Below are 11,523 nucleotides of genomic sequence, written 5' to 3'. Positions count from 1 at the left end.
CACCTTGCCCCGCTATCCGGAACCCACGTCCTCATAGGAGAGGGAAAAACGCAGTGCAGGATTTCTTCGAACGAGTGATCGATCGCTGGCCGGCGGGCCGGAAGGACTACCACTGGCATGCGCTTGCGTCGGTGGAGTGGGTGCGGAATGAGCTGTACGAGCCGTACGAGGAGCTGATCCACCGCCCCAACCTCGTTCCCGTGCAGCCGGAGAACTTCCACGTCACCCTTCTTCACGGCCCGCCCGTGGAGGAGGTCTCCGAGCGGGAGGTCGAATCGATGGTCGCCGAGGTTCGTGCGGGCTGTGCTGGCAGAACTCCGTTCGACCTGGTCCTGGATCGTCCCGCGCTGGGCAGCGTCGCGATCGAGTGTGCAGGGCGGCCAGGGGCAGCATCGCGTCCGCTGTGGCAGCTGACTGCCGACGCGACCGCGAAGGCGACCGGAGGCCGGTTCCCTACGATTCCCGCAGCCCACTATCCCCACGCGAGCCTGGCCTACGCCGTGGGGGAAGTGGACCGACTACCGCTGAAAGTGTGGCTGAGCGATCACGGCCGCGATCCCGTCACCATGCGCGTGGACACGATCAGCCTTGTCGCCCAGTGGCACGACCGGCGCGAGATCATCTTCGACCGCATTCTCGACGTACCGCTCTACGGAAAGCGGTGACCCCGCCTGGCCCCTGCCCGCCAGGGCCATCGACATCGCCGCGTTGTGTTCTCTTCACACGGCGAGATCCAGCCCTGCGCTCACCGTAGGGAAAGACAAAAGAGAGACAGGAGAGAGGTTCGTATGGAACAGGTCCGCATCATCCCCGGCCTCACGGTAGACCGCGAGATGTACGAACGCGTCGTTGCCGGACTCACCGAGCATGCCCCGGAGGAGTCACTCACCTGGGAGGTGTTCACCAGCGAGGACGGATGGACGCTCGTCCCGAACCCGGACGGCGTCGGCTATAAGGCAGAGCTAGTCCTGCGGCGCAGTCCGGACGTCACTATCAAGGTCAACCTGTGGATGAGGCCGGACCTGCGCGCCGGTCAAGAGCCCCAACCGCACGGACACCCTTGGCCGTTCACTGCACACGTCCTCCTCGGCGGCTACGACGAACAGCGATACGAGCTGGTCGACGGCAAGGTCAGCACCACGACGATGACGCACTCAGCGGGCGGCGCCAACCACCTGCCGCTGCACGTGTTTCACGAAGTGACCGACATCCACGAACCGGGCCGCACGGTGACGTTGATGATCTGCGGCAAGGGCACCAAGGGCGACTGGGGATACCTCGATCCGGTGACCGGCACCATCACGGCCAACCAGGACATGCCCGACCCGACCTTCAAGCAGCGCATGGTGGCGATCAACCCCCGCATGCAGAAGGCTTAGACGAGGTAGTTCTGCCATTGGCTACGGCCGGGCCCGATCACCGGCCTGGCCGTAGCAAGGCGAATCCGACAGAAGTCCTGTGTCTCCGGGTGCCCTCTCCCGCGCGTCTGTTGAACTGAGCGTCAGCGGCTGCAGCCCGACGACGCTGATGGCGTTCCCGGCATGTGTAGCTTCGCTTTTCGAGTGTCCCCTTCTCGTTGACAGTGGCCTTTGTCCGGCCCAAAGGACGGCGCGGTGAGACGCACTCCTGTCTGATCGTTCACTCGGCGCAATGGGATGCCGGGAACTCGTCTCCGTCACCGTCTGGAGGCGTCGGCGGCCTTACGCCGTTCGGTGGTGTTGCGCCCCCGCAGGCGGGCAAACTGTCTGTTGTTTCTCACCTGGGAGGTTGCACATCCATGACGATGACGCTTGAGGAGTGGGTGCAGCAGCATCTCGCCGAGTTCGACGAGCAGTATGTCGCGCTCCACGGACAGCCTCCGCTCGCGGAGTGCTTCGAGTGGGCGCAGGCCATCGAACGCTGGCAGGCCCAACATCCCGATCTGCTCGGGAACTTCGGTCCCATTGATCCCGACATCGACCGTGGCCTGCTGACGACCGCTATCGCCGAGTGCCTTCACCTTGCCATGGTCCGTACGAAGACGATCCTTGGCGATCTCGACTTGGAGCACATCCGGTGGGAACTGTGGCGCTGGATCAGCCCTGGCACCGAGCATCCGGCGCCGGGATCTGTGCACTGGCCAGCCCCGTCGGCACCCTTCGCCGCACCATGGCGAGCCCTCATGCTGGAGCAGGCGGCCGACGAACGGTGGCGGGTGGTCAAGGCCGCGACCGAGGCCCTGGCAGTGCTGACAAACACCGTGGCGCAACTCCCACCCGCGTTGCACGACTACCGGCTCCGCGAGGCGGGCTTGACGTATGTCGCACTCGCACAGGCCGCACCCGTGGTGGGGATCGCGGGAGCGGTCGCGGTGAGCAATCCCAGGTTTTTCGAGGGTCTGGAGGGACTGACCGTCGTCAAGGCAACCCAGCCCTCCTGAAGCCGACCCGCGGGGAAGATTCCGGCTCTCCACGGCATATGGGATGAGCAGGGTCAAGCCGTGAGCGATAGGAACGCGTCACCGTCCTCACCGGGCCTGACGGCCGCTTGGTTTTGGTGACCGCGATGCTGAGCCGACGCGGCCGGCCCGAAGGGCCAAGATCGTGAGGCGCGACGCCGTGACCCCCAAATGCGATAAGCCGGAAACACACAGGTCACCACAGCAGAACGGGACATTCCGATTGAGGGCCTACAGCATGGCTACGCCGTGCCGCGGTTTCCCAGCAGCCACAACTGCATCTCGTCGAGGAGCCCTGGTTCGGGCGGCCATGGTGCCTCCACTTTCCGGCCGACCAACACGCCGGCTTCCGCCACGGGCGCATCTGGAGCACAGGCTGCCGTCAGCGGGCGGACCAAGCGGGACAGCTCCTCCGCGTGCTCGGCATAGAGGGCTTCGTCGTCCGGGGCGGGGTCCTCACCGAGGGCGATAGCCACTTGGTCGTAGTACTGGTGCGTGGCTCGGACCGCGTCGGTGAGGGTCTCGCCGGTGAGTAGCAAGGTGAACTTGGTCAGGTCACGGAAGGAGCAGCCGGATACGCCCTCATTAGAGATGAGCACCAGCTCCGGGCCCGTTTCTTGATTCTCACGGTGGTCCGCGAAAGCAATCACGAGCCGAGGGCTGTCGTGTCCCGGGATGATCAGTCCCACGCCCGGCGCCGGCATGCGCTCCGGCAGCTCCCGCGGTACCGGAGCCCAGGCCCCCGGAGCGGGCTGGTCGTCGGCCGGGAACAAGGAATGTCGGCCCCTGCTGCGCCAGGCACCGACTGCCGCGATGCGTGTCCCGTCCCACATCGCCTGCTGGGCCGGAATCTTGTAGAAGTGCACGAGCCAGGCGGCTACCGCAGCAGTCGGCAACCAGCACCAGGAAGGCCATCGGCCGAACTCGCGCACCCGCAGCTCCTCCAACTGCTGGAAGATCCCCGGATAAGCTTGGATGATTTCCAATTCGAGGCGGTGCCAGTGCTCGGCCGCCTGCCGGTACCAGGCCGCCACGCGCCGTCCCGTGACATCGAGTTGGTAGTCGAGTTCGGGATCGAAGACGCCGTGCGAAGCCGTGGCTGGCGTCTTCGCCCCATTGCGGAATCCGCCGAGAGCGCCACCCTGGCGCAGCGGCGCGGTATACGCCTCAGCGCGGGCGGTCAGGGTCTCACGGACAGCCTCGGCTGACGCGGTGGCGGCGACCTTGACGCTGCGGTGCTTTGCCTTCTGCACGGCCAAGGCCCGCCCGAGGGCTGGCTCGGGTCGGTGCTCGGCTATCTCCACGCCGCGCGTGGTCAACGCGTACCAGGCAGCGACGACCGTGCGCAGGGGCAGGTGCGAGTAGAGCAGCCCGGAGGACACATCGGCCTGCCACAGGCGGGAGTCCACCCGCGGCGCGTAGGGCAGATGCAGGTCGAGGTCCGGCACCAGTTCCGGGCCATCCGATCGGTCACCCGGCTCTTGGCTGTGATAGATGGCCCACCAGGTCAGATGCACACCTGGCCCGAAGCCTTCCATGGGCGGCCCCCAGGTCACGGCCGCCATCGACGCCTGGCCCAGATCACACAAGGGCTCGGCGGCCGTGAGCATCCCAGACGGGGCCGGCAGCACCTCCTCAGTGAACGGCAGCTCCTGCTCCCGCCGCTCGGCCACGGTCCGGGCAACCTTCAGCACCGGCGCATCCAGGGCGAAGGTGCGGCCGCCTGCCACGCGCCGTGTCTCAGCCGCCAGCACCTTCTCGATCCGCTGCTCCGGCGGGAGTGCTCCCCAGGCCGCGGGCATGGTGAAGGTCTGCCCGCGCCGGAGCACGTACGCGTAGTGCTGGCGGCTGAGGTCGGAGCCCAGGTAGGCCAGCAGCCGGGACCGCAGATGGGCGGCTGTATCAGCCAGCGGATCAGCAGACATGGTTGCAGCCTAGCTGTGTCCACGGAGCTGGGGGTGAGCTGCCAGCATCAGTACTCGACGTCTCCCGTCACGGCGGCCATCATCGTGGACCGCACGGCTCCCAGACGGGTCCATGCTGGCAGCATCTCTTCCCACAGGGCGCGGCGGGAGGGGTCCTCTTCCCAGCCTGCGGCGATCTGGTAGCGGAGCCGCGCCCTGGCCTCTTCTACCGAGAGGCCCGAATAGCGGGTCCGGTAGGCGAGTTCGTCGTCTGACGGCTCAGGCAGGGCAGCCTCGCGCCACGCTGTCAGCACCGCATCCGCGTGCTGGACGATCGGCTGTGCCCCCCGGATATACATCTCGATCAGTTCGACCATGGTCGAGCCGACGGGGAACCGGGCACGCCACTTGGGCAGAAGCTCGTCCTGCACCATGCCGACCTCCTGGGCCAGGACGGCAACGTTCTCCGTGTGCAGGCGCGGCTTCCACGGTTCTGGCTCCGGCCCGCGAGGGAAGCCCGGGTTCTCTGCCACCTCGATGGTCTTCGCTCGCTTGAAGAAGTCGGCGCCGCACTCGATTTCCTCGAGAGTGGGCGACCATTCGTAGCGGTTCAGCGAGCGGGCAATGCCGCTCAGCCTCCGCTGGTCCGGTGTCTCCGTCATAGCCGTTACCGTACGGATGCGAGTAGAAGGGTGCCAACGCCGGTCCGATGGGTGCCCGGGTGGTCTCGGCGCTGGCCCCGAGTCGCTGTGATCAACGATCCTCGCCGTGTCAGGAGCACACGACTTCGGGCTGAAAGAGAGGGCACCTCATGCTGATCCGCCGCCGGATCCGCGCGCTCGCCCTGCGCCTTCAAACGGACCTGTTGATGGACACCCCGTTGTACATCGACTGGGAGCGAGGGGTTCTGCGGGGAGATCCGCACTCCGACGAGGAGTGGACCAGCGTTGCCGGCCTCATCAACACGAGCATGGACCTGCTGCTCGCCATCTCTGAACTCGACGACCAGCGATTGCCCGACTACCTAGGTGAGGCACGCGACCGCGCCCGACACGCACTGGGGCAACTCACACCCCTGTGGACCAGTTGGGAGACCCATGTCCAGCACCACGACGCGCAAGGATCGGTCCGCGCACGCGAACGAGGCGCGGGCATCGGACGTAGCCTCCACCAGGATCTCCCGAAGCCAGAGGTCGTGCAGTCGTGGGAGCACGCAGAAACCGCGCGGCAACACGCTCGTGCTGCCACCGACAGTCTCCATGTGCTGCGGCACGCGCTTATCCGAGCCGCGCGCGCTGACATGCTGCAGCGCACCCACCCACCGACCGAGCAACACACCTGGTGACGACGGCCCCACAGCCAAACGCTGGCCCCCCGAACGTCGTGTTGGGCGGCGATGCAAGAGCAACCTGGTCCAGTCAGGCGCCGGACCAGCCCGGCCTTGTTCTGGCAGGGTGCAGCGCCGACGGCCCGCAGCAGCGGCGCTGCGACGAGCACATTCGTGTTCGTAATGGCGGCGGCGTTGTTGACCAGACGGTCTTCCTCCTGCCTACGTGCGCGGCTGGCAGTGGTGATCGAGGTATACGCCCCAATTGGTGGTGAGGACGCACTCAAGGCCGTCCGTGAGGGCCGGGCCCCGCCGGGAAAACAGGGCTGAGGTAGCTCCGGGCGGCGACGTGTGGTCCGTGCGCAGCCTGCGCCACAAGCGGGCCACGGGACCGTCCTGGTCGGGGTCGTGCCCGAGGGCGCGCAGTCGCTCCTCCCAGCGGGGGACCACGTCGTACGGTGTCTCTCCGGGCCGGGTCTCGGCCAGTTCTCGGATCTGAGGGCTGAGCACGTCGGCTGGGGCGATGTCTTCCTCGCGGGCGATGACGTACAGGGCGATGGTCAGGGCGGCGGCTCCGTCGGCGAGGACCCCTTCACACATCAGGTACCGGGTGAACGCTGGCTGGACCAGTTCCAGGGTGCGTGCCCAGGCTGCCTGCCAAACGGCGGGGCCGTCCTCCTGCTGCCACTCGTGCAGTTGGTCAAGGACCGGCCTGCGGGTGTGGGCGGTGCGCGCGCTTTCGGCCTGAAGGTCGCGCAGCAGTGTTGCGGTCGCCTCGGCCAGGCGCAGCCCGTCGGGGCTGTCGCGCACGGCCGGCACGGTCAGGGCGAGCGCCACGTGGGTCATGAGCAGGGCGAACCGGTGGCCGCCGTGGCGGCGGGGCGGCTGCACGTCGAGGGCGGTGTACAGCGCCGTGCCGAGATCGTCCGCGTCCACGTCGACGGCGTCGGCGAGGCGGGCGTCGCGGTCGTCTGGTGCTAGGTAGTGCGGACGGGCTCGGCGTTGGCGCTCGTCGTTTTGGTGGTTGGCGAGACGCTGGAGGAGGCGGCGTGCATCCCAGCCCGGGTCTGCTGCGGTGAGGATGAGCCGCTTGAGGAGGTTGCGAGCCCAATCGCGGCTGGGTTCTTCGTCCTGCCGGGGAAAGGTCGTCACGGTGCCGCACCGGCAGAGCAGGGTGAGCGGGTCGTCCCATCGGCTGTCCACGATCAGGTGCTCGTGGTTACCGCATGACGGGCAGCCCAGAAGCTCGATCCCGGTTTCGTCCATGTACTCGGAGCCGTTGAACTCGGAGTGATCGGAGATGTTCCGGTTCCAGCTGGCGGTGCCGGCGTCGTGCCGCTCGATGGCGATCCGGTCGACTTCGAACTGCCATCGGTGATCGACGGGGAAGCCTTCGGGCGGGCCGTCCAGCGGGAACTCCTCCCGGTAGCCGTTCTTGATGTTGATCTTCTTCATCGCTTCCCCGTCCTCAGTCCCGCCCATTCCATCTCATGGTCCCGCCGGATGGGAAACCACACCAGATGCTCCCGTCGAACTCAGCCATCGCCCGATCACTTCGGCGGAGTCTTCCCCCGATGCACACGGCCTCACCGACAATAGGGCTGGACTTGCCAGGAACACGGTTAGACCCCGTTAGGTGAAGGGCTCCCGCCAGTGGCCGAGCATCATCAACTACCGCCGCATAGCGAGCCGATGCGGCTGGGGGACCACAGCGCGCGGGAGCTCGTTCTGCCGGACACCGTCCTCATGGCCGACGATGTACGCCGGGTGCTGGGACCGGAATACGTGACGGGCTTCGCCCGTGTGTGCCGCTACACGCCGATACACGGCTGCATGGTGTGCGGGCGGCCCATCGATCTGCGTGTGGAGCATGCCTCCGTCCTGCTGCGGACGCGTAGGGATGCGGCCGGCGTCACTGTGGAGTCCGCGGCGTCGCTGGCGCACGCCCTGTGCGCGCCGTCGCAGGTCTCACCGTGGGAGGACGACAACACGCCCCGGAGGCTGGTGGACCCGACCGCGGTGCCCGGCGACCGAGTCCAGACACTCGTGCTGGAGGACGCCGACTCCGCGGTTCCGGTCGTGCTGGTGGAGTTGGGCATGGTCTCCGTCACCGTGACCCGGGACGTCCACGGAAACGAGATCGTGTCCGACCGGACCACGCAGCGGCTGCTGGCGGACGGGATGGCTCGGCTGTGGACGGCACGCCAGGCCGTGGCGGGCCTGCGTCAGCTGGCGGGCGCGCTTCGCGCCGGCCGTCCTGGACTTCATCCACCTGGCCTACGGGCCGTGGGCCACCCGGCCGCGCGTGCGCACCGCGTTCTTCCACGGCTACGGCCGCGCTCTGGGACATGACGAACGGCAGGCTCTGCGCTGCCTGATCGGCCTGCATGCCGCACGGTCGCTGGCCGAAGGACGCGCTCGCGCGGACCATGCCACTGCCGACATCGCTCGAGCCGCGCTCGACCGGCTGAAGAGCGAGGTGGGTGAGTGAGGCCAAAACCGACTGCCCTCCGTACCGACCGCCCGCCCGCGTCACACCATTCACCGGCCCCATGCCGGGGCGCCTCTCGGTGACCGTGCCGCCCCGATCGGACGGAGACAACGCATGGCCATACTTATCGGCAACTACAACGCCTATAAGCTCAAGCTCGACGCCCGCGGCAGTACCGCCTGGTGCACCCGTGTCAAGGCCGTTCAGGAATTCGGTCCCGACCTGCTCGGCCTCCAGGAGGTCGTGGTCGACGAAGCTGCCACGCCGCCCGCGCAGTGGGACGCCGTCGCCGCCCTGACGATCGCGGCATTCGCCGAGGACTGCGGCCTGAGCGCCGCCGTCCCCGCCACCCCTGGGCGTCCGCAGGGAGTGGCCATGGCTGCCAACTCCCACCGCGCCTGGTACACGGCCGTGCTGTGGAACCCCGACTCCGTCGGCCACGTATCCGGCAGCTACCGGCCCCTGGGCGCACCCGACTTCTGGCACGGGCTGACCACCCTCGCCTTCGACATCGGCGCCGCCGAACCCCTTACCTTGGTCTCCTACCAGGGGGACCCGTTCCGCCCGAACTGGCGCGCGGAGGAGGCCCTGCGTATCAAGGGCCTGCTGCGTCGTACGGGAGGCGTGAAGCCCGCCCTCGTCATCGGCGACTTCAACGCCCTGTCCGCGGCCCTAAGGCCACGTCGATGGTGGCAGTGGCGCCGAAAGTACTACGACGCCGAGCCGTACCTGAAACAGCGTCACGACGATCTCGAATACCAGGTCCAACCCAACCGAATCGGCAAGCGCTTCCGCAGACAACTGGCGGACAGAGAGCAGACCAAGAACCTGCTGCGCGACGGTTACATGGTCGACGCCGCCGCCCACCTGGGCGTGCCTTGGCACCCCACGGTCGGCCACTGGCCAGACGGCCAGGGCGACCCCGACCCCTGGGGCATGCGCCGCATCGACCTGATCCTCGCCTCCCGCCCCGTCGTCCCCGCGCTGCAGGAGTACGGGGTACAGGGCAGCAAGGCGGCGTTGGCAGGGTCGGATCACCTCATTCCCTGGATCACCGTCGACCCGGTGAAAATTGCGGTTGAGGCGGGTGGCCGGTGAGGCGGTTCCTGAACAAGGAGCGGCTGTGGACGGCAGCGGACGGGCCGGACGAAGACCGGATCAAGCCGCACGTGCTGTGGCTGCCGCATAATCAGCCGCAGTGATCCGTGGTCAACTTCCCCTAGGCAGCCCGCCTTTGGTGATCGGGGCGGTAGGTTGATTACTCATGAAGCCGTTCACGTTTCAGCAGGGCACGGGTGCATGGGAGGCAGGAACGGCGCCGTCCCTCGTCCACGCCTATGTCCCCGTGGATCTCGGCGCCAACCCGGAGCTCGCCGACCTTGTGAGTGGCATCCGCACCGCGACCAAGGACGATCCGCTCACGCACGTCGGGGACGAGTGGTTCCACATCACGCTGTATCAGCTGAGCGCCAAGCCCGCCGCCGAGGTCACGGAGGCCGAACAGCGCGCTCTGGCCGCCGAACTGACCCGGCAGATGGAGAGCTTCGCGCCCTTCACCATCACTGTAGGCAGCCCGCTGGTCTACGGCACGGGCATCATTTTCGACCTCGGGCCCGACGAGCCGCTGAACCAGCTGCGGACCGCCGCCACGCGGGCCTTCGAGGTCGTGCTCGGCACCGAAGCCACGTCGTACGACACCGGAGTATTGCACCTGACGGAGTCGTACGCCACAGCCGAGGTGGACGCGGAGCACTACCGCCAACTGCACCGACGCGTACGCCGAGTCCGCCCCAGCCACGCATCGCTCCACGTCGACACCATTGCCCTGGTCGACGTCGTCGCCAACGACACCGAGAAGACCATCACCTGGAAGACCCTGGCGGAGATCCCGTTGGGTGGCGTCCGGTGAGCACCGGAACGGTCGGCGAGGGACACGACCAGCCCTTTGTCCCGCACGTCACGATCGCTTATGCCCAAGGTGGGGCCGACTCCGATCAGGTACAGCGGCTACTGCGTCGGGTGGGGCCAAGGCACGCACCGCTGCCCATCTCGGCCTTCGGCCTTGAGGACCTCACGCCCGACAGCAGCGAGAAAACGATCACATGGAGCACCTCGGTGCCATTGCACCGGGTTCCTCCCTCTGAGGCAGGGCCGACCAGTCGTTCAGACGCCAGGGGGACGCGTGCCCGAGAAACATGAGATAGCTGAGGCGATGATCCTCATTGACCGCGCGCGTTCAGGCGCAGGACACGTCCGCCTGCACCACCTGTTCCGTGAGAATGAAGTCGATGGTGCCGCCATGCAGCGCCTTGCCGCCGAACAGCAGGACGCTGAGGCGGATATGGCGCTACTCCGGTGTTCGCCGACCCAGACCGATGTGGCCCAGGTGACCGCGCGCTACGCGTACGTCCACGCGCTGGCGGCCCGCGAGATCACGGCAGAACCGGCCTTCGCCCCTGCGCGGCCGGGCCCTGTTGAGGCCGTATTGCTGGACTGGGCAGGAACGATGGCACACCTGGAAAGCGTTGAGGAATGGCTCTCGGGCGCCCTGGACGAGGCGGGCATCCCGGTCCCGGTGCAAGATCGCCGCGCCTGGGCGCGGCAGGCGCAGGCGGCGGGTCTACCGGGCGGTCGCCGGCCGACGGATCTGTCCCCGCACAGCCTTGCGGCGTGGTGGCGGCAGCAACTGGACCCCAAGGCCCACCGGGACGTCTATCACCGTCTCCTGGACGAGGCCGGGCTGCCCTGGCCGGATGCCGCCGGGGCGCTGTACCGCAGGACGATGAGCGCCGAGGGATGGCGCATTGACCCGGCTGTGCGCCGCGCGATAGGGAGACTGTGCAGGGCCGGAATCCGTATCGGGGTGGTCAGCAACATCGGCTGGGACCTCCGGCCCATCTTGCGTCAGCATGACCTGCTGCGATGGGTCTCCGACTGCGTAATGTCCTACGACGTTGCCGCAAGGAAGCCAAGCCCGGTTATTTTCCATACGGCGTGCAAGCGGCTGGGGGTGCAGCCGCACCACACGCTGATGGTGGGCGACAATCCCGAAGCCGACCGTGGTGGTGAGGCGTTGGGAATGCGCACGATCATCCTGCCGTCGGCGCCGAGCGGGGACGAACGATGGCAGCCGGTACTGACGGCCGCTCTCGGGCACAGTGCCGCCGCCAGCAGCTGACTGCGGCCAGAACGAAGCTCTGCGCAGTCTTGCCACCGTCTCGATCGACCTGCACGATCAGGCAGCAGGAACCGAACGGCCCTTGGGGGAAACGCGATCACTGTGCTCAGCTTGAGTCTCGCGTTGAACGTCGCGGTCATCGTGCTCGTGGTCGTTGCGGTGTTTCAGCGGCGTGCCCGTAGGCGT

At 67.4% G+C, this 11,523-nt stretch carries 11 protein-coding genes; 8 read left to right on the top strand and 3 right to left on the bottom strand.

Annotation, left to right across the window (positions count from 1 at the left end; translation table 11 throughout):
- The first annotated feature begins 53 nt into the window (after positions 1 to 53).
- The 3 genes from QQY66_RS34405 (at position 54) to QQY66_RS34395 (ending at position 2,419) form a co-directional block, all read left to right on the top strand.
- On the top strand, positions 54 to 665 hold the full coding sequence (locus tag QQY66_RS34405) for a hypothetical protein (protein WP_301984218.1): 612 nt from the start codon (positions 54 to 56) through the stop codon (positions 663 to 665).
- 123 nt (positions 666 to 788) lie between these two features.
- Positions 789 to 1,379 carry a hypothetical protein gene (locus QQY66_RS34400; RefSeq protein ID WP_301984217.1) on the top strand — a complete coding sequence of 197 codons (591 nt, stop codon included), beginning with the start codon at positions 789 to 791 and terminating at the stop codon, positions 1,377 to 1,379.
- Between the two features lie 398 nt (positions 1,380 to 1,777).
- On the top strand, positions 1,778 to 2,419 hold the full coding sequence (locus QQY66_RS34395) for a hypothetical protein (protein ID WP_301984216.1): 642 nt from the start codon (positions 1,778 to 1,780) through the stop codon (positions 2,417 to 2,419).
- Between the two features lie 260 nt (positions 2,420 to 2,679).
- On the opposite strand, the gene QQY66_RS34390 is transcribed toward QQY66_RS34395, so the two are convergent.
- A complete protein-coding gene (locus tag QQY66_RS34390; protein ID WP_301984215.1) occupies positions 2,680 to 4,362 on the bottom strand; it encodes a hypothetical protein in 1,683 nt (560 codons plus the stop codon).
- 47 nt (positions 4,363 to 4,409) lie between these two features.
- Positions 4,410 to 5,003 carry a hypothetical protein gene (locus tag QQY66_RS34385; protein WP_301984214.1) on the bottom strand — a complete coding sequence of 198 codons (594 nt, stop codon included), beginning with the start codon at positions 5,001 to 5,003 and terminating at the stop codon, positions 4,410 to 4,412.
- Positions 5,004 to 5,152: 149 nt separating this feature from the next.
- On the opposite strand from QQY66_RS34385, the gene QQY66_RS34380 reads away from it, so the two are divergent.
- Positions 5,153 to 5,686 (top strand): hypothetical protein, encoded by a 534-nt coding sequence (locus QQY66_RS34380; RefSeq protein WP_301984213.1) that lies wholly within the window; start codon positions 5,153 to 5,155, stop codon positions 5,684 to 5,686.
- Between the two features lie 204 nt (positions 5,687 to 5,890).
- Here QQY66_RS34380 and QQY66_RS34375 read toward each other — a convergent pair whose 3' ends face one another.
- Positions 5,891 to 7,150: a hypothetical protein gene (locus QQY66_RS34375; RefSeq protein WP_301984212.1), complete on the bottom strand. Its 1,260-nt coding sequence runs from the start codon at positions 7,148 to 7,150 to the stop codon at positions 5,891 to 5,893.
- A 210-nt stretch (positions 7,151 to 7,360) separates the two neighbouring features.
- Between QQY66_RS34375 and QQY66_RS34370 the strand changes: the two genes are divergently transcribed.
- The 4 genes from QQY66_RS34370 (at position 7,361) to QQY66_RS34355 (ending at position 11,337) form a co-directional block, all read left to right on the top strand.
- Complete coding sequence (locus tag QQY66_RS34370) at positions 7,361 to 8,020, top strand: hypothetical protein (protein ID WP_301984211.1); 660 nt, start codon at positions 7,361 to 7,363, stop codon at positions 8,018 to 8,020.
- A 253-nt stretch (positions 8,021 to 8,273) separates the two neighbouring features.
- On the top strand, positions 8,274 to 9,257 hold the full coding sequence (locus QQY66_RS34365; protein WP_301984210.1) for an endonuclease/exonuclease/phosphatase family protein: 984 nt from the start codon (positions 8,274 to 8,276) through the stop codon (positions 9,255 to 9,257).
- A 166-nt stretch (positions 9,258 to 9,423) separates the two neighbouring features.
- Positions 9,424 to 10,068 (top strand): 2'-5' RNA ligase family protein, encoded by a 645-nt coding sequence (locus QQY66_RS34360; protein ID WP_301984209.1) that lies wholly within the window; start codon positions 9,424 to 9,426, stop codon positions 10,066 to 10,068.
- A 273-nt stretch (positions 10,069 to 10,341) separates the two neighbouring features.
- Positions 10,342 to 11,337 (top strand): HAD family hydrolase, encoded by a 996-nt coding sequence (locus tag QQY66_RS34355; RefSeq protein WP_301984208.1) that lies wholly within the window; start codon positions 10,342 to 10,344, stop codon positions 11,335 to 11,337.
- Positions 11,338 to 11,523: the final 186 nt, after the last annotated feature.

The organism is Streptomyces sp. DG2A-72 (assembly GCF_030499575.1).
GTDB lineage: Bacteria > Actinomycetota > Actinomycetes > Streptomycetales > Streptomycetaceae > Streptomyces.
This window is presented reverse-complemented; position numbering and strand designations above follow the sequence as displayed.

Excerpts from the sequence above, each read along its gene's own strand:
- QQY66_RS34385 (WP_301984214.1), bottom strand. The coding sequence starts at position 5,003 with ATGACGGAGACACCGGACCAGCGGAGGCTGAGCGGCATTGCCCGCTCG.
- QQY66_RS34375 (WP_301984212.1), bottom strand. The coding sequence starts at position 7,150 with ATGGGCGGGACTGAGGACGGGGAAGCGATGAAGAAGATCAACATCAAG.
- QQY66_RS34380 (WP_301984213.1), top strand. The coding sequence starts at position 5,153 with ATGCTGATCCGCCGCCGGATCCGCGCGCTCGCCCTGCGCCTTCAAACG.
- QQY66_RS34365 (WP_301984210.1), top strand. The coding sequence starts at position 8,274 with ATGGCCATACTTATCGGCAACTACAACGCCTATAAGCTCAAGCTCGAC.
- QQY66_RS34360 (WP_301984209.1), top strand. The coding sequence starts at position 9,424 with ATGAAGCCGTTCACGTTTCAGCAGGGCACGGGTGCATGGGAGGCAGGA.
- QQY66_RS34370 (WP_301984211.1), top strand. The coding sequence starts at position 7,361 with ATGCGGCTGGGGGACCACAGCGCGCGGGAGCTCGTTCTGCCGGACACC.
- QQY66_RS34390 (WP_301984215.1), bottom strand. The coding sequence starts at position 4,362 with ATGTCTGCTGATCCGCTGGCTGATACAGCCGCCCATCTGCGGTCCCGG.
- QQY66_RS34400 (WP_301984217.1), top strand. The coding sequence starts at position 789 with ATGGAACAGGTCCGCATCATCCCCGGCCTCACGGTAGACCGCGAGATG.
- QQY66_RS34395 (WP_301984216.1), top strand. The coding sequence starts at position 1,778 with ATGACGATGACGCTTGAGGAGTGGGTGCAGCAGCATCTCGCCGAGTTC.